The following is a 24,512-nucleotide window of genomic DNA, read 5'->3' on the forward strand; positions in this document are numbered from 1 at the left end:
AGTGTGCCGACCACCACCGACAAAAACTCAGGACAGCAGCGCCACGCACTCCACGTGGTGGGTCATCGGGAACGCGTCGAACGCCCGCAGGTCCGTCAGCGAGTACCCGTGCGCCGCGAAGGTCGCGACATCGCGCGCCAGCGCCGCCGGGTCGCAGGCCACGTACACGATCCGGTCCGGGGCACCGGCCACGATCGACTCCACGACCGCCTTGCCCGCGCCCTTGCGCGGCGGGTCCAGCACGACCACGTCGACCGGTTTGGCCGCCGACGCCAGCACGTGTTCCACCCGGCCGGCGTGCCACGACACCTGCGGCAGGTCCGCGAGGTTGCGCTCGCCGTCGGCGACCGCGCGCCGGCCGGACTCGACCGCCAGCACGTGCCCCGAAGGACCGACCTGCGCGGCCAGCACCGACGCGAACAGCCCGACCCCGGCGTAGAGGTCCCACGCCGTGCCGCCGGACGGCGCTTCCGCCCACTCCCCCACGACCGCGGCCAGTGCCGACGCCGCCGCGGGGTGGACCTGCCAGAAGCCGTGTGCGTCGAGGCGCCAGTCGCGGCCCGCCGCGTGCTGGACCGCGACGCCGCCGGTCAGCTGCCGGGCGCGGACCTTGCCGCGCACCGTCGACAGCTCGCGGACGTGCAGTTCGCCGTCGCCGTCGGTCGTGACCTCCAGCTCGCTGCCCGGGCGCCAGCGCCGCGCCAGGACGTCGTCGAGCTCGCCGGGGACGGCGATCGGGCAGTCGTCCAGGGCCACCACCCGGTGGCTGTGGTGGGCGCGCAGCCCGGCGCGCCCGTCCCGCCCGGCGACCAGCCGGACCCGGCTGCGCCAGTCCAGCGGCCCGCCGTCGAGGGCCTCCACGACGACGTCCCGGTCGATCCCGGCCAGGCGCTGCAGCTGCTCCGCGACCACCGACGCCTTGAGCGAGCGCTGGTAGTCCGGCGAAGCGTGCTGCCAGTCGCAGCCGCCGCAGCCGCCCGGCACGGCCAGCGGGCACGGCGGCTCGACCCGGTGCGGAGACGCCGAGAGCACCTCGATCGCGTCGCCGCGGCAGAACGAGCCGCCGTTGTCCTCGGTGACCTCGACGCGGACCTGCTCGCCCGGCAGCGCGTGCCGGACGAACACGACCCGTCCTTCCGCGCGGGCGACGCAGTGGCCGCCGTGCGCGACCGCGCCGACCTCGACCTCGAGGACGCGGCCCAGCCAGCTCGTCATTCGGCGGGCTCCTTGGGCTTCGGCGCCGCGACCGGCTTCCCGTTGGCCGAGAACCCGCGGCGGACGTCGCCCGCGGCCGGGCGCTCGGTCCGGACCCGCGCGGCCGCCTTGGCCGACGACTCCAGCTGCCACGGCACGCTCGCCACGATCACGCCGGACTGGAACAGCAGCCTGCCCTTGAGCCGCAGCGCGCTCTGGTTGTGCAGCACCTGCTCCCACCAGTGCCCGACCACGTACTCCGGGATGAACACGGTGACCACGTTGCGCGGGTTGTCACCGCGCACGCGCTTCACGTAGTCGAGGACGGGTTTCGTGATCTCGCGGTAGGGCGATTCGACGACCTTCAGCGGCACCTTGAAGTTGTGGGCGTCCCACTCGGCGGTGAGCTTGCGGGTGTCGGCATCGTCCACATTGACCGTCACGGCCTCGAGGACGTCCGGGCGCATCGCCTTGGCGTAGGCCAGCGCGCGCAGCGTCGGCCGGTGCAGTTTGGACACCAGGACGATCGCGTGGTTGCGCGACGGCAGCACGGTCGGGGTGTCGCCGAGCTCCTTCAGCTCGTCGGCGACGCGGTCGTAGTGCCGCCGGATCGCCGTCATCAGCGCGAAGATGGCCACCATCGCGGCGATCGCGATCCACGCGCCGAGCAGGAACTTGGTGATGAGCACGATCACCAGGACGGTCGCGGTCATGGTCAGGCCGATCGCGTTGACCGTCTGCGAGCGCCGCATCCGGCGCCGCACGCCCGGGTCGGTTTCCTTGGCCAGCAAACGGTTCCAGTGCCGGATCATGCCCGCCTGGCTCACCGTGAACGACACGAACACGCCCACGATGTAGAGCTGGATGAGCCGGGTCACCTCGGCGTCGAACGCGATGATCAGGACCAGCGCGAAGGCGGCCAGGAACAGGATGCCGTTGGAGAAGGCCAGCCGGTCGCCGCGGGTGTGCAGCTGCCGGGGCAGGTAGCGGTCCTGCGCCAGGATCGAGCCCAGCACCGGGAAGCCGTTGAACGCGGTGTTCGCGGCCAGCAGCAGGATGATGCCGGTGGAGAAGGAGATGTAGTAGAAGGCCGGCGGGAAGTCGGCGAACACCGCGTGCGCGATCTGCGCCACGATCGTCTTCTGCTCGTAGCCGGCGGGCGCGCCTTCGAGCTGCTGCGCCGGGTCCTCGGCGAACTTGACGTCGGTGATCGTGGCCAGCGTGATGATGCCGACCAGCATGGTGACCGCGAGCAGGCCCATCATCAGCAGCGTGGTGGCCGCGTTCTTCGACTTCGGCTTCTGGAACGCCGGGACGCCGTTGCTGATGGCCTCCACGCCGGTCAGCGCGGCGGCGCCGGACGAGAAAGCGCGCAGCACCAGGAAGGCGTACCCGACGCCCGCGAAGGTGCCCTCGGCGGTCAGGGTGAACCCGGCGCTCTCGGCCTTCATCTCGGTACCGGTGGCGGCCTGCACCAGTCCCCAGGCGACCATGACGAGGATGCCGATGATGAACCCGTATGTCGGGATCGCGAAGGCCTTCCCCGACTCGCGGATCCCGCGCAGGTTCAGCGACGTCAGCACGACCACGATGACGATCGAAGCGAGCACTTTGTGTTGCGCGACCCAGGGGACCGCCGAGCCGATGTTGGCCACACCGGACGAAGTGGACACCGCGACCGTCAGCACGTAGTCGACGAGCAGGGCGCTGGCCACGGTGAGGCCGAACTTGCCGCCCAGGTTCGTGTTGGCGACCTCGTAGTCGCCGCCACCGCTGGGGTAGGCGTGCACGTTCTGCCGGTAGGAGGCGACGACGACCAGCATGACCAGGGCGACCATGACGCCGATCCACGGCGCGAGCGCGTACGCCGAGAGGCCCGCCACGCTCAGTGTCAGGAAGATCTCTTCGGGTGCATACGCCACGCTCGAGAGCGCGTCGGAGGCGAAGATCGGCAGCGCGATGCGCTTGGGCAGCAGCGTGTGGGACAGCCGGTCACTGCGGAACGGGCGTCCGAGGACCAGGCGTTTCAGCACGGTCGGGAACTTCGACACCACGAAAGCCTAACGGCACCGGGCACGGTAGGTTCGGCCCTGGTATGTCGGGGAAGGTACGGACGGGTAACCGCCGAGGAGGAGGCAGGGCGTGCACGTGGTGATCATGGGGTGCGGCCGGGTCGGCGCGTCCCTGGCCGCTGCGCTGGAGCGGCTCGGCCACGAGGTGGCCGTCATCGACAAGAACCAGCAGGCGTTCCGCCGGCTCGGCAGCGACTTCCACGGCCACCAGGTCGTCGGCGTCGGGTTCGACCGCCGGGTGCTGGTCGAGGCCGGCATCGAGCGGGCGGGTGCGTTCGCGGCGGTGTCCAGCGGCGACAATTCGAACATCATCTCGGCGCGGGTCGCCCGCGAGAACTTCGGCGTCGAGCACGTCGTCGCCCGCATCTACGACCACAAGCGCGCGGCCGTGTACGAGCGGCTGGGCATCCCGACGGTGGCGACCGTGCCGTGGACCACCGACCGGTTCCTGCGCACCCTGCTGCCGGACGGCGTGGCGTCGGCGTGGCGGGACCCGTCGGGCAACGTGGCGCTGCTGCAGCTGCCGCTGCACGAGGGCTGGGTCGGGCACTCGGTGAAGTCGCTGCAGGAGGCGACCGGCGCGCGGGTGGCGTTCATCATGCGTTTCGGCACCGGCGTGCTGCCCGACACGAAGACGGTGCTGCAGGCCGACGACGTCGTGTGGGTGGCGGCGCGGTCCGGCACCGTCACCGACGTGACCAGTGTGGCCCACCGCGAACCGGAGGACGAGGCATGAGGGTCGCGATTGCGGGCGCCGGGGCGGTCGGCCGTTCCATCGCCGCCGAGCTGATCGACGGCAGGCACCAGGTGATGCTGATCGAGCGCGAGGCCGACCAGTTCGACCCGCACACGGTCGAGCAGGCCGACTGGGTGCTCGGCGACGCGTGCGAGGTGTCGATCCTGGAGGAGTCCGGGATCGAGCAGTGCGATGTCGTCATCGCCGCGACGGGCGACGACAAGGCGAACCTGGTGGTGTCGCTGCTGGCCAAGACGGAGTTCGCGGTCCGGCGCGTGGTGGCCCGGGTGAACAACCCGGCCAACGAGTGGCTGTTCACCGACGCGTGGGGCGTCGACGTGGCGGTCTCGACCCCGCGGATGCTCGCGGCGATGGTCGAGGAGGCGGTCAGCGTCGGTGACCTGGTGCGGCTGATGACGTTCCGGCAGAGCAACGCGAACCTGGTCGAGCTGACGCTGCCGGCGGAGACGCCGCTGGCCGGGAAGCCGGTGAGTGAGCTGACGCTGCCTCGGGACGCGGCTTTGGTGACCATCCTGCGAGGGGATCGGGTGATCGTGCCGCAGCCTGAGGACCCGCTGGAGCCCGGCGACGAGCTGCTGTTCGTGGCGACCGCGGACGTGGAGCCGGAGATCCGGACGGCGCTCGGGTACTGACGCTTGGCGAGGATGGCCCTCGGCGAGTTTGCCTGGGGCCTTTCCCGGATCTCGCTTGGTCTCGGCGCGGATGGCGGTGCCGGCGCGGTCGCCTGGGGGTGACCCTGCTTTCTCCGGCACTTCTCCGCCACCCCGAAGCCTGATTGTGACTACGGCCGGCAGCACCGCGTCAAGGCGGGAAAGCGTGCCTTGACCCGGCGCCGCCGGCCGTGTTCTGGCTTCGGATCGGGGGGTCTGGGTGTCGTCCGATTTGGTTGCTGCCGGGCCTTTTGCCGCGTGTCGTAGCCTCCGGCGTGCCGCCGTCCCGTGATCAGGCCCGGAGCTCACGTGACTCGGCCCGGAACTCGCGGGATCGGGACCGGAACTCGCGGGATCGGGGCCGCAACTCGCGGGATCGGGCCCGGATCTCACGTGCCGGAACCGGCATCACGTGTGCTCAGGCAGGCATCTCGCGTGATCAGCGGGGCATCACGCGTGATTGAGGGGGCATCTCGCCTGATCAGGTGGGCGACACGGCAAAACTGTCGGTGGTGTCCGGTAGCGTGAAAACCGGGGGGTCCCCCTCGCGCGCGGGTTGTCAGGCTTCGGGGGTCTGGGCGTACTTCTCGCGCAGCCGGGCTTCGACCTCCGCGTCCGTCTCCGGCTTCGGCTCCTCCTCGGCCATGGCCTTCAGGCGCTTGTCCGACCTCCGGACCGCCCACACGACCACCAGCAGGCCCAACGCGTACAGCGGGTACCCCATCGCGATCTTCGCGAAGGCCAGCCAGCCGGTGTAGTCCTCCTGGTAGAGCCACCGCTGCACCACGAACCGGGCCGCGAAGATCAGCGCCATGGCCAGCGTGGCGATGTCGTAGCCGTAGCGGGAGGGCTTGTCCTTGCGCCACGCCTGGCCGGTCCCGTTGAGCATGTTCCAGACCACGCCCGCGATCGGCCAGCGCACCACCACCGACAGCACGAAGATGCCGCAGTAGATCAGGCTCGCGTAGATCCCGAACAGGAAGAAGCCCTTCGCCGACCCCGTGCGGTAGGCGATGAACGCCGCGATCGCGACGCCGAAGAAGCCGGAGATCGCCGGCTGCAGAGGCTCCTTGCGGACCACCCGCAGCACGGTGATGGCCACCGCGCTGCCGATCGAGGTCCAGATGCCCGCGGTCAGCCCGAAGAACGAGTTGGCCAGCACGAACACGATCACCGGCACCGACGAGTAGATCAGGCCGGACACCCCGCCCATCTGCTCGAGCAGGGTCGGCTGCGGCTCTTCGCCGTCGGTCTTCGCGGGTTCAGTCACTTTGGGTGATCAACTCACTGGGCTCTGGAGCTCGTAATAGGGGTTGTACAGCACCTTCTGGCCGTCACGCTCGGCCATCCGGCCGCGCACCTTGATCGTCCGGCCAGGCTCGATGCCCGGGATCCGGCGGCGGCCGAGCCAGATTAGCGTCACGCCCTGTGTCCCGTCGAACAGCTCCGCCTCCAGCGTGGCGGCCTCGTTCGTCGGGCAGAGCTCCACGCTGCGGAGTCTCCCCATCACGGTGACCTCTTCGCCGGAGCGGCAGTCGCAGGCCCGCTGCGCCCCTTCGGCGCCGGACCTCATGGACATCTCGTCGGCGTCGAGATCCTCGACGTCGCTGGTCAGCTTGCGTACCAGCCGGCTGAAGTAGCCGCCGTCTTTGGCGGACATAGGTGCTCCTGTGCTCCGGGGCCCCCGACAAACTGCTTGCGGCCCGTGCGATTCCAGCGTACTGCGGTCCCCGCCAGGGAAACGCCTTTGCGCAAAGATCGCAACGTGACGTCCGCGATCAGAGTTCCCGCCGCGGTGCTGCTGCCCGGCACCGGCTCGGACGAGGTGTTCGTCCGAGCCGTCTTCGAACGGCCCCTGCGCGCCCTCGGTGTCCCGCTCATCGCGCCACCGCCGCCCCCCGGCGCGGCGCTCGCCGAGGGCTACCTGGCGACGCTCGACGCGCTGGCGGACGAACACGGCGAACTGCTCGTAGGCGGCATTTCGTTCGGCGCGCACCTCGCCGCGGAGTGGGCGGTGCGCCACCCGGCCCGTTGCGGGGGCCTGCTGGCCGCTCTCCCGGCCTGGAACGGCGTCCCGGGCCCGGCACCCGCCTCGCTGGCCGCGACGCTGACGGCGGATCTGGTGGCCTCTTCCGGCGTCGACGCGGCCCTGGCGCAGACCGAAGGCAGCCCGGGGTGGCTGCGAGCGGAACTCGACCGGGCGTGGCGGCGCCACGGCGACGACCTGGCCGGCAACCTGCGCGCCGCGGCGGACCGTCCGGCACCGACCCTGGAGGAGCTGGCGGCGCTGGCCGTTCCGGCCGGGATCGGCACCTGCACCGACGACCCGATCCACCCGACGAAAGTCGCGGCGGAGTGGGCGGGCGCGCTCCCACGGGCGGCCCTCGGCGAGACGACGCTCACGGCGCTGGGCGCGGACCGCGAGTCACTCGGCCGGGCGACCGTCCTCGCCTTCCTCAGGGCCCGGAAAACGCGCTGAAGGGCGCCCTCGACGTCGAGGGCGCCCTTCAGGGGAACGTCAGCCCTGTTGCTGCTGGGCCGCGATGTGCTCCGCGACCGCCTCGGGCAGCGTGATGGTCAGCGGGGTCCGGACCGGCATGGGCGCGTCGCCGCGGTCGACGATGGTCCGCCGGACGATCTCGCGCAGCACCTCGACGGCGGCCGCCGCCTCCGACTGGGGGCCGGCGATGACGCCGCGCAGCATCCAGCGGGGCCGGTCGACGCCGACGAAGCGCAGGGCGACGTCGCCGATGATGGCCGAGATCTCCAGGCCCCACACGCCGCGGCCCAGGGTGACCTTGGCGCCGTCGGAGCGCAGCTGGTCGGCCAGCTCGGAGCTGACCTCCCGCCACAGCCCGCCCGAGCGCGGCGCGGCGTACGCGCTGACCGTGATCTGGCCCTGTTCGGTGACGACGTGCACGGCGCGCACGCCCCCGGCCTCCGGGTCCATCTCGACCTGGACCTGGGAGCCGTCGGGCACCGGCACCTTCACCGAGCCGAGGTCGATCCGCGGGATGCCGTCGTCGTCGAAGTCGGCCACGTCGTACGGGCCGTCGGAGACGTCCGAAAGCTCCGATTCCTCGTCGTACGGCTCGTCCTCGAAAGTGTCTTCGGCCTCGGGCGCGGCGTGCCGTCCCGCGGACCCGCCCTCGGTCCGCCGCTTGCGTCCGAAAATCCCCACTACTTCTCCGTTCCTTCCCCCGTGGCGGCGCTCGCGGCGAGCGCCGGTGCTCCCAGTGTGGCGTGTCCACCCGTGGAGCCGTAGCCTCCGTCGCCCCGCTCGGTCGCGTCGAGCGTCTCGACCTCGACGAACTCGGCGTGCTCGACCCGCTGCACGACCAGCTGGGCGATGCGGTCGCCGCGCGTCAGCTCCAGCGGGTGCACCGGGTCGTGGTTGATCAGGCAGACCTTGATCTCCCCGCGGTAGCCGGAGTCGATCGTGCCCGGGGTGTTCACCACCGAGAGGCCGGCCCGGGCGGCCAGGCCGGACCGGGGGTGGACGAACCCCGCGTACCCGGGCGGGAGCGCGATCGCGACGCCGGTGCCGACGACGCCGCGTTCCCCGGGTCCGAGGACGATATCCGAGGTGGTGACGAGATCGGCGCCCGCGTCGCCCGGTCGGGCGTAGGCGGGCGGCGGGACATCCGGATCGAGCCGGGAGAGGAGTACCTGAACGCTGGACACGGGCCGCGAGATTACTCTGTTGCCGTGGGTGAATCAGCGAAGACGGCCGCGAACGCCGCGGTCCGGCACTCCGAACGGCTGTACGTCCCGTGGTGGGGCTGGCCGCTGCCGGTACTGGGCGCGATCCTCCTGGCCGCCGAGATCGATCTCGGATACCCGGGGATCCGGGCGTGGCTGCCGTACGTGATCGCGCTGCCGGTCGTCGTGGCGCTGCTGCTGTCGCTGGGCCGGTCGAAGGTCCGGGTCACCGGCGGTGACGAGCCGGAACTGTGGGTCGGCGACGCCCACCTGCCCCTGCGGTTCGCGGGTGAGGTGGAGATCTTCGACAAGGAAGCCAAGCGCAAGGCGCTGGGGCGCGACGGCGACCCGGCGGCCTACGTGCTGCACCGCGGCTGGGTCGGCCCGGTCGTGAAGGTGCACCTCACCGACGCGAACGACCCGACGCCGTACTGGCTGTTCAGCACCCGGCACCCGGAAAAGGTCGCCGAGCTGCTCAAGAGCTCCTGAACCCCGGCATGTGGAAGGGGGCCGGCCTGCCGGCCGGCCCCCTTGTCCCCAGCGCGCTTCGAGCCTCCCCCGGTCTCCCTCGAGGCTCTCCGTCGCGTCTGTTCGTCCCCTGTGTCCGAGAACCCCTCTGCGCGGTTCAGGCGCAGTCGCGGCAGATCAGGCGTCCGCCGTTGTCCTCGGCCAGCCGGCTGCGGTGGTGCACCAGGAAGCACACGGAGCAGGTGAACTCGTCCGCCTGCTTCGGCACCACCTTCACGGTCATGTCCTCACCGGAAAGCCCGGAAAGGTCCGCACCCGGCAGCTCGAAGTTCTCGGCGGTCGCGTCCTCGTCGACGTCGACGACGCCGGACTGGTTCTCGTTCCGCCGGGCCTTGAGCTCCTCCAACGAGTCTTCGGCCAGCTCGTCGGCTTCGCTGCGGCGCGGAGCGTCGTAGTCGGTAGCCATGTTGTCCCTCACCCCTGCGATCAGCTTGTGTAGTCGTTTTCCCGGACTCCCGGATGCGTCCCGTGAGTCCGCCGTGCCGCTGGTCAACGTCCCAGGGCCCCTGTTTGTGCCCGACGGCCGAAGTGACCGAGGTCTCTTCTTTTGGGCCTCTTCCTGCGGCCGGAGCCCGGGAAGGGTAGCTCACCGCTCCGGGGGTTCTGCAACGAGTCAGACATTGCCGGGGAATCGTCACCCGACAGGGGGAACCCGCAGGTAAGACGCGTTGTCGTCCGTTCGGGTTGCGCGGGGGTGGAGAACTTCACGCGCGACCCGTGTCCGCTTGCCCCCGCCGGCCCCGCCGTGGTGCGATCGCTGCACGGGGATCGGTCCGGCTGGGGCCCGGTACCGCAGGCTAGAGCACGGAACCCGCGGGGTTGACCCTGGACGAGGCGCGCCGGCTGCAGCGCCTAGGCTGAACGGCCTCGACGGTGCGCGGTACGCACGGTCGGTTTCGGTGTTCGGGAAGGGACGGGCAGGTGGCGTCGGGGAACGGCATCGGGGACCGTAAGGCGCGGCCGTATCGCAAGCACAAGCCGCTGCCGGCGCTGATCGTCATCGGCGTGCTCGCCCTCGGCGCGATCATCGTCTGGGTGAACGCCGCCGTCGGCAAGGGCGACGTCGACGAGGCCGTCAAGTGCGATCCGCCCGCGAGCCCGCCGCCGGGCGTCACGTTCAGCAGCCTGCCCCACAACGCGCTCGACGACCGCGCGCCGGTCCCGCCGGACAAGGTCGCCTACCGGGTCCTCAACGCCTCGGGCAGCCGCGGCCAGGGCGGCATCACGACGACGGCGCTGCGCGAACTCGGCTTCACGAGCGCGGCCGACCCGGCCAACGACCCGGCGTACGAGAACCGCGAGGCCAAGTGCCGCGGCCAGATCCGCTTCGGCGAAAACGGCGTCACCGCGGCCCGCACGCTCAGCCTGGTGGTGCCGTGCGCCGAGCTGGTCCAGGACAACCGCAAGGACGCGAGCGTCGACGTGGTGACCGGAACGCTCTTCGGCGACCTGCGGCCGCGGGCCGAGGCGCGGCAGATCATCACCCAGCTGGCGGACTGGTCGAAGGCGCACCAGGGCGGCGGCGGGAACGAGCAGTCCGCGGGCGCCAAGGCGCCGGTGGTGGACCAGACGCTGCTGGCCTCCGCCCGCGACGTGGCCTGCTGACCCGCGCCGGACACCGCGCCGAACCCCCGCCCGCGGGGGCGCCCCCCGTTTTTCATGCTACCGGAGGGCACCGACATTTCCGGTCCCTCCGCTGGTCGGGCCGATACCGCGAGAGTCGGTTCGCGTACCGGAAGGGTCGGCTCGCGTACCGGGACGGTCGCCCCGGGTCGAGCCCGCCGGAGCGGTCAGACCTCCGCCGCCCCGCAGTCGGACAGGGCCTTCCGCAGCGGGTCCGCGATCGACGGTGCCGCCGCGTACGTCGCGTCCGCGCCCAGCTCCGGCGCCACGCCCGGGAGGGACACCTCCGCGCCCGCCTCCGCCGCGATCAGCGCCCCCGCCGCCCAGTCCCAGCGGTTGAGCCCGTGCTCCACGTACGCGTCCAGCCAGCCCGCCGCCACCGCGCACAGGTCCAGCGACGCCGCCCCGTTGCGGCGGATGTCGCGCACCCGTCCGAGCAGCGAGGCCGCGAACTCCGCCTGCCGCGTCCGCCGCGACGGCGAATACGCGAAACCGGTTCCGACCAGCGTGACCTCGAGCCCCGCTGGCGCCGACACCGCCAGCCGCCGTCCGTCCAGGTGGGCACCCTGGCCGCGGGCCGCGGACCACACGCGGCCGCTCGCCGGTTCGACCACCGCCCCGGCCACCGACACCCCGCCGACCTGCGCGGCCACCGACACCGCGAACCACGGCAGGCCGTAGAGGAAGTTGACCGTCCCGTCGATCGGGTCGACCACCCACGTCACGCCGTCGCCCGCGGCGCCGCCGCCTTCCTCGCCCAGCACCGGCTCCCCCGGGCGCAGCGAAGCCAGCCGCGACCGCACGAGCCGCTCCGACTCGTGGTCCACCGCGGTCACCACGTCGGTCGCCCCGGACTTGGTCCCGACGGCCACCGACCGGCCGGAAGCCATCCCCTCCCAGGCCTCGCGGACCAGGGCGGCGGCCTCCGTCGCGACCTGCACCGCGACGCTTTTCAGCAACGACTCGTCAACTCCCACGTCCGACATGTCACCACATCCGGTTAAAGTCTCCGAGGCAGGCTTCTGAATCGTGCGAGAAGGGACCACGTCCGTGGTGGAGGCGACCCGCCGAGGTTTCGGCATCGACATCGGCGGCAGCGGGATCAAGGGCGCCTTGGTCGACCTGGACAAGGGACAGCTCATCGGCGACCGCATCCGGATCGAGACGCCGAAGCCGTCCACGCCGACGGCGGTGGCCGACGTCGTGCACGACATCGTCACGCAGGCGGGCTGGGACGGCCCGGTCGGCGTCACCCTCCCCGCGGTCGTCAAGAAGGGCGTCGCGCACACCGCCGCCAACATCGACAAGCAGTGGATCGGCACCGACGCCGATGCGCTGTTCGCCAAGCGGCTCGGCCGCAGCGTCGACCAGGTCGCGATGCTCAACGACGCGGACGCTGCGGGCATGGCGGAGATCCGCTTCGGCGACCCGGTCGCGCGCAAGGGCGTGACCGCGCTGCTCACCTTCGGCACCGGCATCGGCAGCGCGGTGTTCCAGGACGGCAAGCTCGTCCCCAACACCGAATTCGGCCACCTCGAGATCGACGGCCACGACGCCGAGAAGCGCGCGGCCGCTTCGGTGAAGGACAACGAGGGGCTCTCCTACCCCGAATGGGCCAAGCGCGTGCACCGTTACCTGACCGTGCTGGAGAACCTGATCTGGCCCGATCTGTTCATCGTCGGCGGCGGGGTCAGCAAGAAGGCCGAAAAATGGGTGCCGCTGCTGGACATCCGCACTCCGGTGCTGGTGGCGAGCCTGCAGAACAACGCCGGCATCGTCGGCGCCGCGGCCGCCGCGGCGGAGGGCATCCAGCACTGAATCGGCGCTGAGGGTGATCGCTTCGCACCGCATGCGCGTACCGTCGTTACAATGGAACACGGCCCACGGCTGCGGAGGGCAAAACCGCAGGCCGAGGCGTGATCCCCGAATGTGAGGCAGCAGTGGCACCCGTGCCGTTGCTCGTCGTGATCGACCGCTGCGAAAGGGCGTAAGTGGCAGCCGCAAGAACCGCAACCCGAGGCGGGACGAAGACCGCGACCGCAGCCGGCGAGCCGGCCGAAGAGGCAGCCACCGGGACGGCGAAGCCGGCGGCCCGCAAGACCACCACCGCCAAGAAGGCGCCGGCCAAGAAGGCACCGGCGAAGAAGCCCGTGACCAAGGGCCCCAAGACCGAAGACGGCGAGCCGGACGGCCCCGGCGACCTCGAGGACGACGAACTGGGTACGCCCGATCTGTCGGACCTGGAAGAGGTCGAGGTCGACGTCGTCGACGAAACGGTCAACGACGAGCCGGACACCGACTCGGCCGACGACGACGATGACGACGAGGAAGCCGACGAGGAGACGCCGGCCCAGCGTCGTCGCGGCGCCGCGGCCGACAAGGCGGCGAAGGGCTCCGACAACCCGGACTTCGTCTGGGACGAAGAGGAGTCCGAGGCGCTGCGCCAGGCGCGCAAGGACGCCGAGCTCACCGCGTCGGCCGACTCCGTGCGTGCCTACCTCAAGCAGATCGGCAAGGTCGCGCTGCTGAACGCCGAGGAGGAGGTGGAGCTGGCCAAGCGGATCGAGGCCGGGCTCTACGCCGCCGAGCGCGTGCGCACCGCCGAGGAGGAGGGCGAGAAGCTCGTCACCCAGATGCGCCGCGATCTCAAGTGGATCGTGCGTGACGGCGAGCGCGCCAAGAACCACCTGCTGGAGGCGAACCTCCGGCTGGTCGTCTCGCTGGCCAAGCGCTACACCGGCCGCGGCATGGCGTTCCTGGACCTGATCCAGGAGGGCAACCTCGGCCTGATCCGCGCGGTGGAGAAGTTCGACTACACCAAGGGCTACAAGTTCTCGACGTACGCCACGTGGTGGATCCGCCAGGCGATCACCCGCGCGATGGCCGACCAGGCGCGCACCATCCGCATCCCGGTGCACATGGTCGAGGTCATCAACAAGCTGGGCCGCATCCAGCGCGAGCTGCTCCAGGACCTCGGCCGCGAGCCGACCCCGGAAGAGCTCGCGAAGGAGATGGACATCTCCCCGGAGAAGGTCCTGGAGATCCAGCAGTACGCGCGCGAACCGATCTCGCTGGACCAGACGATCGGCGACGAGGGCGACTCGCAGCTCGGTGACTTCATCGAGGACTCCGAAGCGGTCGTCGCGGTCGACGCGGTGTCGTTCACGCTGCTGCAGGACCAGCTCCAGTCGGTGCTGCAGACGCTGTCCGAGCGCGAGGCGGGCGTGGTCCGGCTGCGCTTCGGCCTCACGGACGGCCAGCCGCGCACGCTCGACGAGATCGGCCAGGTGTACGGGGTGACCCGCGAGCGCATCCGGCAGATCGAGTCGAAGACGATGTCGAAGCTGCGCCACCCGTCGCGGTCCCAGGTCCTGCGCGACTACCTGGACTGATTTTCCTTCCGGCACAACGGAAACCCCGTCACCTCGGTGGCGGGGTTTCCGCGTTCAGGGGACGGCAAGGCCGCGCTCCCGCAGCGACTGTTCGACGCGCAGGCGTTCGATCTCGCGGTCCATCCCCTCGGGCAGCTCGCCGAGCCGGTGCGGGACGCCGACCTGGCGGCAGGCCACGGTGAGGAGCTCGTCGTACGCCTGCCGGGTGCCGATCCGGCGCGCGGCGGGCGTGCCGGACGGGTAGCCGGCGAGCAGCCGGTGCACCCGCCGCAGGTCCGCGGCGACGCGTTCGATCGGCGGCCCTTCCGGCTGTGGCCCCGCGCGTTTCTCCCGGACCCAGCCGACCAGCTTGGGGACGCGCAGCGCGCACCAGAACAGCACCGTGGGCGCAAAGCAGACCACGGCGAAGAGGATCAGGTTCGCGAGGACGCCACCGGCGCCGTCCATCCCCTGATGGTAAGCCCGCACCACCCGCCCGGCGGAGGTCTTTTCGCGTGACTGAAGGGTCAGCACGCGTGATTGGAGAGTCGACTCGCGTGATTGGAGGGTCGACACGAAATCCGTCGCCGTGTCGTCCCCTCAATCACGCGTGTCGACCTCCTGATCACGCGTGTTGACCCTTCAGCTACGGGAGTTCGGGGGTCTCCGGGGCTTCTTCGACCAGCCAGAGGACTCCGGCCGGGGGGAGCTGGAGGACTGCGGAGGCCGGTTGGCCGTGCCACGGGTCCTCCGTGGCCTCCACCGCGCCCAGGTTGCCGACGCCGGAGCCGCCGTAGGCCTCCGCGTCGGTGTTGACGACCTCACGCCAGCGGCCCGCCGAAGGCAGGCCGACCCGGTAGTCGTGGTGCGGGACGCCGGCGAAGTTGGCCACGCAGGCCAGCCGCGAGCCGTCGGCGCCGATACGGAGGAAGCTGAGCACGTTGCCGCTCGAGTCGTTCGCGTCGATCCAGCGGAAGCCGTCCGGTGAGGTGTCCTGGCTGTACAGCGCCGGCGACGACCGGTAGATCGTGTTCAGCGACCGCAGCAGCTCCCACACCCCGAGGTGCAGCGGCTCGTCCATGAGGTGCCAGTCGAGCGACCGCGACTCCGACCACTCCCCCGGCTGGCCGAACTCGCCGCCCATGAACAGCAGCTGCTTGCCCGGGTGCGCCCACATGAACGCCAGCAGCGACCGCAGCCCGGCCGCCTTGTTCCAGGCGTCGCCCGGCATCCGGCCCCACAGGGAGCCCTTGCCGTGCACCACTTCGTCGTGCGACAGCGGCAGCACGAAGTTCTCGCTCCACGCGTACACGAGCGAGAACGTCATCTCGTTGTGGTGGTACGCGCGGTGGATCGGCTCGTGCGACAGGTACCGGAGCGTGTCGTGCATCCAGCCCATGTTCCACTTGAAGCCGAACCCGAGCCCGCCCAGGTGGGTCGGGCGCGTGACGCCCGGCCACGCCGTCGACTCCTCGGCCACCATCACGATGCCCGGGTGTCGCTTGTAGACGGTCGCGTTCAGCTCCTGCAGGAACCGCACCGCGTCCAGGTTTTCCCGCCCGCCGTACTGGTTGGGCAGCCACTCCCCTTCCTTGCGGGAGTAGTCGAGATAGAGCATCGAGGCGACGGCGTCGACGCGCAGGCCGTCGAGGTGGAACTCCTCGATCCAGTACAGCGCGTTGGCGACCAGGAAGTTGCGGACCTCGTTGCGGCCGAAGTCGAACACGAGCGTGCCCCAGTCGGGCTGCTCGCCGCGGCGCGGGTCCGCGTGCTCGTACAGGGCCGTGCCGTCGAACTTCGCCAGCGCCCAGCTGTCGCGCGGGAAGTGCGCCGGCACCCAGTCCACCAGCACGCCGATCCCGCGCTGGTGCAGGCGGTCGACGAAGTAGCGGAAGTCGTCCGGGGAGCCGAAGCGGGACGTCGGCGCGTAGTACGACGTCACCTGGTAGCCCCACGAGCCGCCGAACGGGTGCTCCGACACCGGCAGCAGCTCGACGTGCGTGAAACCGGTTTCGACGAGGTAGTCGCCCAGCTGGTCGGCCAGTTCGCGATAATCGAGCCCGGGCCGCCACGAGCCGAGGTGGACCTCGTAGACGCTCATCGGCGCCGCGGCCCACTGCGTGGCTTCGCGCTGCGCGACCCACTCGTCGTCTTCCCACAGGTGCGCCGACTGCGTCACGACCGAAGCCGTCGCGGGCGGCTGCTCCGTGCCGAACGCCATGGGGTCGGCCTTCTCGTGCCAGTTGCCGTCGGCGCCGAGGATCCGGAACTTGTAGCAGGTGCCCGCGCCGACGCCCGGCACGAACAGCTCCCAGACGCCGGACCCGCCGAGCGAGCGCATCGGGTGCCCGCGCCCGTCCCAGCCGTTGAAGTCGCCGATCACGCGGATGCCGCGCGCGTTCGGCGCCCAGACCGCGAACGACGTCCCCTCGACCACGCCACCAGGGGTCTCGTACGACCGGACGTGCGCGCCGAGCGCCTCCCAGAGCCGTTCGTGCCGGCCCTCGCCGATCAGGTGCAGGTCGAGCTCGCCCACCGTGGGCAGCCAGCGGTACGGGTCATCGGCGGTGACGGTGTGCCCGTCGTACTCCACCTCGAGGCGGTAGTCGCCGGGGTGTTCCGGCACGGCGACGGCGAACAGCGCGTCGATCACCGGTTCCATGGGGTACTTCTCGCCGCCCGCGCAGAGCGTGACGGCTTTCGCGCCGGGCAGCAGCGCCCGGGCCACGAAGCCCTTGCCCACGGCGTGCACACCCAGCACCGAGTGCGGGTCGTGGTGGGATCCGGCGAGCAGCCGGTCGATGTCCGCGGCCGGCGGGGCCGCGGCCGGGAGGCCTTCGGGAGCCGCGTTCACGGTGTCGTCCCTCCGCTAGTGATCCGGGCGATCGAGGCGAGCGGCACGCCCAGCCAGTCCGGCCGGTTCGCGTGCTCGTAACCCACTTCGTAGACCGCCTTGTCCAGTTCGAAGGCGCGCAGCAGCTCGCCCTGGTCACGCGGGTCCGCCGCGATCGCGGCGTAGCCCTCGCAGAACGCCGCCCGGTTGCGCTCCGACCATTCGTGGGCGCGCTCGGCCAGCGCCGGCTCGTCCGGCTGGCCGACCAGCATCTGCTGGGCCGCGTAGTCGAACGACCTCAGCATGCCCGCCACGTCGCGCAACGGCGAGCGGAGCGCGTGGCGTTCTTCCACCGGCGCCGCGGGCTCGCCCTCGAAGTCGATCAGGAGCCAGCCGCCGACGGTCCGCAGCACCTGGCCGAGGTGCAGGTCGCCGTGGATGTACTGCATCTCCACCGCACCGGCGGGCAGCGTGCGCAGCTTCTCGAACGCCGCCCGCAGCTTCGGGGCGTGCGCGGCCAGCTCCGGCACCCGCCCGGCGATCGTGTCGAGCCGCTCGAGCATCGCCTTCGCCGAGCGTTCCAGCTCGTCGGCGTCCACGGGCTCGGTGCCGAGCGCCTCGGCCAGGTCCGCGTGCACCTCGGCGACGGCCCGCCCGAGCCGCTCGGCCTCGCCCGCGAAGTCGCCGCCGACCTCCCCGGCGTGCAGTTCCGGCGCGGCCATCAGGTCGCGGACGCTGGTGGTGGCCATCGCCCAGCCGTCCACCGCGTCCGAGACGAACTGCTGGAGCATGCCGACCGTGGTCGGCTCGCCGTCCAGGTCGCCGGTGATCGAGCCGAGCGGCGCCGCGATGTGCTTGCTGCCGACGGCCTGCAGCGCGCGGTGCAGCAGCAGGTCCTTGTTCTTGCCCGGCGACAGCTTCCGGAACAGCTTGAGGATGTACTGCCCGCCGTAGACCAGGGACGTGTTGCTCTGCTCCGACGTGATCGGCCGCGCCCGCAGGCCGGTCTCCAGCTCCACGCCGGGCTCGTGTTCGAAGACCAGCGACCCCACGGTCTCCTCGCGGGCCATCAGGTCCAGCAGCACTCCGGTGACGTCCAGGTCGCCGGACGCCTCGTAGGCGTTGAGGTCGCCGACCGCGCCGATCCAGCTGGTCGACGCGATCTCCGGCGGGTGCGTCCGCCGGCCCACCAGCAGCTGGTAGGGCTCCCGCCGGTCGTCCTGGGCCACCTCCACGACCACGTGCAGCAGCTGCGGATCACCGGACACCAGCTCGGTCACACCGAGCGGCCGGACGCCGGTCACCGGCCGGTCCTTGCCGGCGAACCAGCGCTGTTCGGGCAGCCAGCGCTTCAGGTCCTCGGTCAGGTCGTCGACCAGCTCGCGCGGGTCGGACAAGGGACTCACCTCGCTTCGCCTTCGTCTCCCGGGCTCGTCAGCTGGAACCAGTAGAAGCCGTGCCCGGGCAGCGTCAGCAGGTACGACAGGTCCCCGATGCTGGGGAACCGCACGCCGCCGGTGAGCTCCACCGGCGTGCACCCGCGGTGCGCGGACAGATCGAGCTCCACCGGCTGCGGGAACCGGGAGAGGTTGTTCACGCAGAGCACGACGTCTTCGCCGCCGTCCGGGCGCCGCCACTGGCGCTTGTAGGCCAGCACGCTCGGGTTGGACCCGCCGAGGTCGACGAACTCGCCTTCGGCGAACGCGTGGTGCTGCTTGCGCACCTCGATCATCCGGCGGGTCCAGTTGAGCAGCGAGGCGTCGTTGTTCGACTGGGCCTCGACGTTCAGGCCCTGGTAGCCGTACACCGGGTCCATGATCACCGGCAGGTAGATGCGGCCGGGGTCGCAGGAGGAGAACCCGGCGTTGCGGTCCGGGGTCCACTGCATGGGGGTGCGCACCGCGTCGCGGTCGCCGAGCCAGATGTTGTCTCCCATGCCGATCTCGTCACCGTAGTACAGAACGGGTGAACCCGGCAGGGACAGCAGCATCGCGGTGAACAGCTCCTGCTGGTTCCGGTCGTTGTCCAGCAGCGGCGCGAGCCTTCGGCGGATCCCGATGTTGGCCTTCATGCGCGGGTCCTTGGCGTACTCCGCGTACATGTAGTCGCGCTCTTCGTCGGTGACCATCTCGAGGGTCAGCTCGTCGTGGTTGCGCAGGAAGATGCCCCACTGGGTGCCGGCGGGGATTTCCGGGGTCTGGTCGAGGATCTCCGAGATCGGGAAGCGCGACTCGCGGCGCACGGCCATGAAGATCCGCGGCATCAGGGGGAAGTGGAACGCCATGTGGCACTCGTCGCCGCCGACCGCCGGGTCGCCGAAGTACTCGACGACGTCCGAGGGCCACTGGTTGGCTTCGGCGAGCAGGATCCGGCCCGGGTACTCGTCGTCGACGACCTTCCGGCAGCGCTTGAGGAATTCGTGCGTGCGCGGCAGGTTCTCGCAGTTCGTGCCCTCCTGCTCGAACAGGTACGGCACGGCGTCCAGGCGGAACCCGTCGATGCCCAGGTCGAGCCAGAAGCGCAGGACGTCGATCATCGCGTTCTGGACGTCGACGTTCTCGTAGTTCAGGTCCGGCTGGTGGGAGAAGAACCGGTGCCAGTAGAACTGGCCGCGGACCGGGTCGTAGGTCCAGTTCGACGTCTCGGTGTCGACGAAGATGATCCGCGCGTCGGCGTAGCGGGAGTCGTCGTCGCTCCACACGTAGTAGTCGCCGTACGGGCCGTCGGGCTCGCTGCGGGACTGCTGGAACCACGGGTGCGCGTCCGATGTGTGGTTGAGCACCAGGTCGGTGATCACCCGGATGCCGCGCCGGTGCGCCTCGTTGAGCAAGAAGACGAAGTCCTCGACGCTGCCGAACTCCGGCAGCACCGCGCGGAAGTCACTGATGTCGTACCCGCCGTCGCGCAGCGGCGAGGCGTAGAACGGCGGCAGCCACAGGCAGTCGATGCCCAGCCAGGCCAGGTAGTCGAGCCGCCCGGCCAGGCCTCTCAGGTCGCCGGTGCCGTCGCCGTTCGAGTCGGCGAACGCGCGCACCAGCACTTCGTAGAACACCGCGCCCTTGAACCACTCCGGGTTGCTCGGCGCCTGCTGCGCCGACCGGAAGTCCCCGGCCTGCGGTTCCACGAGCATGCCGTCGGCGGTCATCGCCTCGCCGGTGTGCGGCACGCCCTCCAGCCCCAACGCGGCGTCGGGCCGGGCTTCTTCCGCCATCTGTTCCACCTCAGTCCCTCGGATTCCTGTCCTTCCGTTCTCAGCCGGCCAGCCGTCGTCTCAGCGACACGACGTGCGCCACCGCCCGCCAGGGCTCGAGCCGGACGAAGTTCGCCGGGCCCCAGTCCCAGGTGTCGCCCGTGACTTCGTCGTGGGCGATGAGCCGTTCGTGCGCTTCGAAGCCGAGCGCGCCGGTGTCGAGCCAGAGCGTGCCCTCCTGGGGCCCGTACGGGTCGAGGGTGACGACCGTGACCACGGTGTCGCCGGTGGCCGGGTCCTGTTTGGAATAGGCCAGCAGCGCGTCGTTGTCGACGTGGTGGAAGTGCAGGGTGCGCATCTGCTGCAGCGCGGGGTGGGCTTTGCGGACGGCGTTGAGCTTCGCCAGCCACGGCTCCAGCGAGCGCCCTTCGGCGAGCGCGCGCTCGAAGTCGCGCGGGCGCAGCTGGTACTTCTCCGAGTCGAGGTACTCCTCGCTGCCCTCGCGGACCGGGACGTGCTCGAACAGCTCGTAGCCGGAGTAGACGCCCCACGTCGGCGAGATCGTCGCCGCGAGCGCGGCCCGCAGCGCGAACATGCCCGGGCCGCCGCGCTGCAGCGACTCGTGGAGGATGTCCGGGGTGTTGACGAACAGGTTCGGCCGGCCCTCGTTCCAGTGTTCCCGCAGGTCGATCGCGAAGTCGATCAGTTCCTGCTTGCCGGTGCGCCAGGTGAAGTAGGTGTAGCTCTGGGTGAAGCCGAGCCGGGCCAGGCCCCACAGGCGCGCCGGGCGGGTGAACGCCTCGGCCAGGAACAGCACGTCCGGGTGGGCGTCCTTGACCGACTGGATCAACCACGCCCAGAAGTCCGGCGGCTTGGTGTGCGGGTTGTCGACCCGGAAGATCTTCACCCCGTGGTCGATCCACACGGTGATGACCCGCAGCATCTCTTCGTAGACGGCCTTGGGGTCGTTGTCGAAGTTGATCGGGTAGATGTCCTGGTACTTCTTCGGCGGGTTCTCCGCGTACGCGATCGAGCCGTCCGGGCGGGTGGTGAAGAACTCGGGGTGTTTGAGCACCCACGGGTGGTCGGGGGCGGCCTGCAGCGCGAAGTCGAGCGCCACCTCCATGCCGAGCTCTTCCGCGCGCGCCACGAAGGCGTCGAAGTCCTCGAAGGTGCCGAGGTCGGGGTGGATGGCGTCGTGGCCGCCCTCGTCGGCGCCGATCGCCCACGGCGAGCCGACGTCGTCGGGCTTGGCGTCGAGGGTGTTGTTGGGTCCCTTGCGGTTGACTCGCCCGATCGGGTGAATCGGCGGGAGGTAGACGACGTCGAAGCCCATGTTCGCGACCCGGTCGAGCGCGGTCGCGGCGGTGGCGAAGGTGCCGTGCACCGGCTTGCCTTCGGCGTCGAGGCCGCCGGTGCTGCGGGGGAACAGCTCGTACCAGGAGCCGTACGCGGCGCGGCGGCGGTCGACCCAGATCTTGTGCGGCTTGCCCTTGGTGATCAGTTCGCGCACCGGGAACTCGTGCATGACCTGGCGGACCTCGGGCGAGAGCGCCGGCCCGACGCGCTCGGCGAGGCTGCGCTCCTCGTCGCGCAGGGCCTTCACCGCGCCGACCAGGAGCGCCTTTTCCGCCCGGCGGTCGGGGCGGCGGGAGACGCGCTCGATCAGCCGGGCGCCGTTCTCGAGGTCGTTCGCGAGGTCTTCGGGCCCCTGCCCGGCGGCGACCTTCACCTCGACGGCGTGCTCCCACGTCGCCCAGGGATCGCCCCACGCGTCGATCCGGAACGTCCACAGGCCGGTGGTGTCCGGGGCGATCACCGCGGCGAACTCGTCCGGGTGGTCGGGACCGCGCGGCACCATCCGCGTCTGGCGGGTGAGCCGGTCTCCCGGACCGCGCCACGCGACAGTCGCCGCGACGGCGTCGTGGCCCTCGCGCCAGACGGTCGCGAAGACCGGGATGTGTTCCCCCACAACGGCTTTGGCCGGATACCGGCCGCAGCTCACGCTGGGGGAGACGTCGTCGATGCCGAGCCGGCCGGTCATGGGCAACGCCCTTCGCTATGTCGGTTGGACGCAGACGGCGACAGTCTGCCTGACTCGATCAAGCGCCCACGAGGCAGGGTTCTTAAGGCTGGTACCCAGTGCACGCCGACTGAAACGCTTTCGCCGCAACGAATTTCCAGCGGATGTCCGGCAGGTTAAGCCGGCGCGCGAACGACACGCGAACCCGAACGGCCAACACCCGTACCCGAATGGACGATTCGCGTACCTGGAGGGTCGGCCCGCGTACCTGAAGGGTCGGATCGCGTACCTGGACGGTCGGCTCGCCGTCCGACCCTCTGGGTACGCAGGCCGACTCCCTGGGTACGCAGGCCGACTCCCTGGGTACGCAGGCCGACTCCCTGGGTACGCGGGCCGACCCTTCCGGTACGGGTCAGTAGGGTTCGGGCTGGGGGTCGGCGGCCAGGCGCGGGGCGCGGAGCAGGAGCAGGGAGCGGGACTGGAGGGTCACGCGGGTCTTCGCCTCGAGGACGCCGGGGTTGGCCGGGTTGCCGTCCGCGGTGCTCGTGTCCAGGGTCGGTTTGAACGTCTCCCCGTACTCGCGGCCCGGGAGGATCACCTCGGCCGGGGCGTCGCCGGCGTGCAGCCAGAGCAGCCACGAGTGGTCCGGCACCAGCTCGCCGTCGCGGTTGCGGGCCTGGCTGTTCGAGCCGTCGATCCACATGCCGAGCGTGTGCCGGTCTTCGAACCAGTCGGTCTCGCCGAACTCCTCGCCGTCCGGGCGGAACCAGACCAGGTCCGGCTTGCCGGTCGGCGTGGTCCGGCCTTCGAAGAACTCCGGCTGCCGCAGCGCCGGGCTGTTCGCGCGCAGCCGCACCACCCGGCGGGCGAAGGCGAGCATGGCCTCGGCCTCGGGGGTGTCCGGCGTCCAGTCGAACCACGACGTCTCGTCGTCGAGGCAGTACGCGTTGTTGTTGCCGCGCTGGGTCCGCCAGAACTCGTCGCCCGCGGTGATCATCGGGGTGCCGGTGGACAGCAGCAGCGTCGCGAACATGTTCCGGGCCTGGCGGGTCCGCAGGTCGCGGATCGCCGGGTCGGCCGTGTCGCCCTCGGCGCCGTGGTTCCACGAGCGGTTGTCGTTGCCGCCGTCGCGGTTGTCCTCGCCGTTGGCCTCGTTGTGCTTTTCGTTGTAGGACACCAGGTCCCGCAGCGTGAAGCCGTCGTGCGCGGTGACGAAGTTGATCGACTGCCACGGCCGCCGCAGGTTGTGGTCGTACAGGTCCGACGAACCGGACAGCCGGTAGGCGAGGTCGCGGACGCCGGTCGCGCCGCGCCAGAAGTCGCGGATCGTGTCGCGGTAGCGGCCGTTCCACTCGGCCCACTGGGCGCCGAAGCCGCCGACGCGGTAGCCCTCGCCGGTCGCGTCCCACGGCTCGGCGATCAGCTTGCACCGCGAGAGCACCGGGTCGACGGTGATCGCCGTGAGCAGCGTCGAGGCGTCGTCGAACGCTCCCCCGCGCGGCCGTCCGAGCGTGCTGGCGAGGTCGAACCGGAAGCCGTCGACGCCCATCTCCTGCGTCCAGTACCGCAGCGAGTCGGTGACCAGCCGGACCACGGTCGGCGAGCCGGCCTCCAGGGTGTTGCCGCAGCCGGTGATGTCGGCCATGTGCCCGCGGTCGGTGTGCAGGTAGTACACCGGCGCGTTCAGCCCGCGGAAGCTCAGCGTCGGCCCGTCCGGCCCGCCCTCGCAGGTGTGGTTGAACACGACGTCGAGGATCACCTCGATGCCGGCCGCGTGCAGGGCGGCCACCATCAGCCGGAACTCCTCGACTTCGTGGCCGGGCTCGCTGGCGTACGCGGCGTGCGGGGCGAAGAAGCCGAGCGGCGAGTAGCCCCAGTAGTTGTGCCGCCCGGCCCGGATCAGCGACGGCTCGTCGAGGAACGCGTGCACCGGCAGCAGCTCGACCGACGTGACGCCGAGGCGGGTCAGGTACTCGATCGCCACCGGGTGGGCCAGGCCGAGGTAGGTGCCGCGCAGCGCCTCCGGGATGAACGGGTGCTGCCGGGTGAAGCCCTTGACGTGCAGCTCGTAGACCACCGCCTCCTCGAACGGCACCTCCGGCTTGATCCCGGTGTCCGGCCCGCCGGGCGAGGTGACCACCGACAGCGGCACGCTGCCCAGGGAGTCCACAGTGGACATCGGCCCGCGCTCGGGGTCGCCGGTGAAGCCCTGGGCCGCGGTCAGGTCGGTCAGGCTGCCGGTGATCTGCCGGGCGTACGGGTCGACCAGCAGCTTGTGCGGGTTGCAGCGCAGGCCGCGGGCCGGGTCGTACGGGCCGTGGATCCGGTAGCCGTACCGCTGCCCCGGCGTCACCCCGGGCACCAGGCCGTGCCAGACGCCGAAGGTGCGCTCGGTGAGCGCGATCCGGCGTTCCGACCCGTCGGCGTCGATCAGGCACAGCTCGACGGCGTCCGCGACGGCGGACGTGATCGCGAACCGCACCCCGCCCGCCTCGGGGTGGGCCCCGAGCGGGAACGGACGGCCGGCGAGGACGTGGTCGGCGGAGGGTCGTGTGGCCATTCCTGAATC

General features: G+C 70.9%; 21 protein-coding genes. 7 read left to right on the top strand and 14 right to left on the bottom strand.

Annotation, left to right across the window (positions count from 1 at the left end; all coding sequences use genetic code 11):
* Positions 1-27: 27 nt before the first annotated feature.
* Together ACWED2_RS15675 and ACWED2_RS15680 are read right to left on the bottom strand one after the other, a co-directional pair.
* Positions 28-1,215 carry a class I SAM-dependent RNA methyltransferase gene (locus ACWED2_RS15675; RefSeq protein ID WP_449691150.1) on the bottom strand — a complete coding sequence of 396 codons (1,188 nt, stop codon included), beginning with the start codon at positions 1,213-1,215 and terminating at the stop codon, positions 28-30.
* Positions 1,212-3,245, bottom strand: coding sequence for an APC family permease (locus ACWED2_RS15680; protein WP_449691151.1), 2,034 nt, complete (start codon positions 3,243-3,245; stop codon positions 1,212-1,214). Before ACWED2_RS15680 ends, ACWED2_RS15675 begins: the two co-directional genes overlap by 4 nt.
* 91 nt (positions 3,246-3,336) lie before the next feature.
* Here ACWED2_RS15680 and ACWED2_RS15685 point away from each other — a divergent pair, with 91 nt between their 5' ends.
* Both ACWED2_RS15685 and ACWED2_RS15690 read left to right on the top strand, forming a co-directional pair.
* Positions 3,337-4,002 (top strand): potassium channel family protein, encoded by a 666-nt coding sequence (locus ACWED2_RS15685; RefSeq protein ID WP_449691152.1) that lies wholly within the window; start codon positions 3,337-3,339, stop codon positions 4,000-4,002.
* Complete coding sequence (locus tag ACWED2_RS15690) at positions 3,999-4,655, top strand: potassium channel family protein (RefSeq protein WP_354922486.1); 657 nt, start codon at positions 3,999-4,001, stop codon at positions 4,653-4,655. Before ACWED2_RS15685 ends, ACWED2_RS15690 begins: the two co-directional genes overlap by 4 nt.
* A gap of 577 nt (positions 4,656-5,232) precedes the next feature.
* Here ACWED2_RS15690 and ACWED2_RS15695 read toward each other — a convergent pair.
* Both ACWED2_RS15695 and ACWED2_RS15700 read right to left on the bottom strand, forming a co-directional pair.
* Complete coding sequence (locus ACWED2_RS15695) at positions 5,233-5,943, bottom strand: DUF3159 domain-containing protein (protein WP_449691153.1); 711 nt, start codon at positions 5,941-5,943, stop codon at positions 5,233-5,235.
* 9 nt (positions 5,944-5,952) lie between these two features.
* Complete coding sequence (locus tag ACWED2_RS15700) at positions 5,953-6,333, bottom strand: OB-fold nucleic acid binding domain-containing protein (RefSeq protein WP_003074944.1); 381 nt, start codon at positions 6,331-6,333, stop codon at positions 5,953-5,955.
* A gap of 135 nt (positions 6,334-6,468) precedes the next feature.
* Between ACWED2_RS15700 and ACWED2_RS15705 the strand changes: the two genes are divergently transcribed.
* Positions 6,469-7,152, top strand: coding sequence for an alpha/beta fold hydrolase (locus tag ACWED2_RS15705; RefSeq protein ID WP_449691201.1), 684 nt, complete (start codon positions 6,469-6,471; stop codon positions 7,150-7,152).
* Between the two features lie 39 nt (positions 7,153-7,191).
* On the opposite strand, the gene ACWED2_RS15710 is transcribed toward ACWED2_RS15705, so the two are convergent.
* Both ACWED2_RS15710 and dut read right to left on the bottom strand, forming a co-directional pair.
* On the bottom strand, positions 7,192-7,854 hold the full coding sequence (locus ACWED2_RS15710; RefSeq protein WP_449691154.1) for a DUF3710 domain-containing protein: 663 nt from the start codon (positions 7,852-7,854) through the stop codon (positions 7,192-7,194).
* Positions 7,854-8,357 carry a dUTP diphosphatase gene (dut, locus tag ACWED2_RS15715; RefSeq protein ID WP_449691155.1) on the bottom strand — a complete coding sequence of 168 codons (504 nt, stop codon included), beginning with the start codon at positions 8,355-8,357 and terminating at the stop codon, positions 7,854-7,856. The genes ACWED2_RS15710 and dut overlap by 1 nt, the downstream gene beginning before the upstream one ends.
* Before the next feature lie 24 nt (positions 8,358-8,381).
* Here dut and ACWED2_RS15720 point away from each other — a divergent pair, with 24 nt between their 5' ends.
* Positions 8,382-8,864, top strand: coding sequence for a DUF3093 domain-containing protein (locus ACWED2_RS15720; RefSeq protein WP_449691156.1), 483 nt, complete (start codon positions 8,382-8,384; stop codon positions 8,862-8,864).
* A gap of 136 nt (positions 8,865-9,000) precedes the next feature.
* Here the strand turns inward: ACWED2_RS15720 and ACWED2_RS15725 are convergent, their stop codons facing one another.
* Entirely contained in the window at positions 9,001-9,309 is a 309-nt protein-coding gene (locus tag ACWED2_RS15725) for a DUF4193 domain-containing protein (RefSeq protein ID WP_013224476.1), read from the bottom strand.
* Positions 9,310-9,824: 515 nt separating this feature from the next.
* Between ACWED2_RS15725 and cei the strand changes: the two genes are divergently transcribed.
* Positions 9,825-10,508 (top strand): envelope integrity protein Cei, encoded by a 684-nt coding sequence (gene cei / locus ACWED2_RS15730; protein ID WP_449691157.1) that lies wholly within the window; start codon positions 9,825-9,827, stop codon positions 10,506-10,508.
* Positions 10,509-10,693: 185 nt separating this feature from the next.
* Here the strand turns inward: cei and ACWED2_RS15735 are convergent, their stop codons facing one another.
* A complete protein-coding gene (locus ACWED2_RS15735) occupies positions 10,694-11,512 on the bottom strand; it encodes an inositol monophosphatase family protein (RefSeq protein ID WP_449691158.1) in 819 nt (272 codons plus the stop codon).
* 64 nt (positions 11,513-11,576) lie between these two features.
* Between ACWED2_RS15735 and ppgK the strand changes: the two genes are divergently transcribed.
* Both ppgK and ACWED2_RS15745 read left to right on the top strand, forming a co-directional pair.
* Positions 11,577-12,344, top strand: a complete 768-nt coding sequence (gene ppgK, locus ACWED2_RS15740; protein WP_449691202.1) for a polyphosphate--glucose phosphotransferase — start codon at positions 11,577-11,579, stop codon at positions 12,342-12,344.
* Positions 12,345-12,517: 173 nt separating this feature from the next.
* Positions 12,518-13,918 carry an RNA polymerase sigma factor gene (locus tag ACWED2_RS15745; protein WP_449691159.1) on the top strand — a complete coding sequence of 467 codons (1,401 nt, stop codon included), beginning with the start codon at positions 12,518-12,520 and terminating at the stop codon, positions 13,916-13,918.
* Positions 13,919-13,972: 54 nt separating this feature from the next.
* Here the strand turns inward: ACWED2_RS15745 and ACWED2_RS15750 are convergent, their stop codons facing one another.
* From ACWED2_RS15750 to glgX, 6 genes are all read right to left on the bottom strand, one after another.
* Positions 13,973-14,365: a hypothetical protein gene (locus ACWED2_RS15750; RefSeq protein WP_449691160.1), complete on the bottom strand. Its 393-nt coding sequence runs from the start codon at positions 14,363-14,365 to the stop codon at positions 13,973-13,975.
* 178 nt (positions 14,366-14,543) lie between these two features.
* Positions 14,544-16,751: a 1,4-alpha-glucan branching protein GlgB gene (gene glgB / locus ACWED2_RS15755; protein WP_449691161.1), complete on the bottom strand. Its 2,208-nt coding sequence runs from the start codon at positions 16,749-16,751 to the stop codon at positions 14,544-14,546.
* Positions 16,748-18,127, bottom strand: a complete 1,380-nt coding sequence (locus ACWED2_RS15760; RefSeq protein ID WP_449691162.1) for a maltokinase N-terminal cap-like domain-containing protein — start codon at positions 18,125-18,127, stop codon at positions 16,748-16,750. The genes glgB and ACWED2_RS15760 overlap by 4 nt, the downstream gene beginning before the upstream one ends.
* Positions 18,128-18,132: 5 nt before the next feature.
* The gene (gene treS / locus ACWED2_RS15765) at positions 18,133-19,941 is read right to left on the bottom strand and encodes a maltose alpha-D-glucosyltransferase (RefSeq protein WP_449691163.1); all 1,809 of its coding nucleotides are present in this window, start codon (positions 19,939-19,941) and stop codon (positions 18,133-18,135) included.
* 40 nt (positions 19,942-19,981) lie between these two features.
* Positions 19,982-21,964 carry an alpha-1,4-glucan--maltose-1-phosphate maltosyltransferase gene (locus ACWED2_RS15770; protein WP_449691164.1) on the bottom strand — a complete coding sequence of 661 codons (1,983 nt, stop codon included), beginning with the start codon at positions 21,962-21,964 and terminating at the stop codon, positions 19,982-19,984.
* Positions 21,965-22,355: 391 nt separating this feature from the next.
* Positions 22,356-24,503, bottom strand: coding sequence for a glycogen debranching protein GlgX (glgX, locus tag ACWED2_RS15775; protein WP_449691165.1), 2,148 nt, complete (start codon positions 24,501-24,503; stop codon positions 22,356-22,358).
* Positions 24,504-24,512: the final 9 nt, after the last annotated feature.

The organism is Amycolatopsis sp. NPDC005003 (assembly GCF_053600695.1).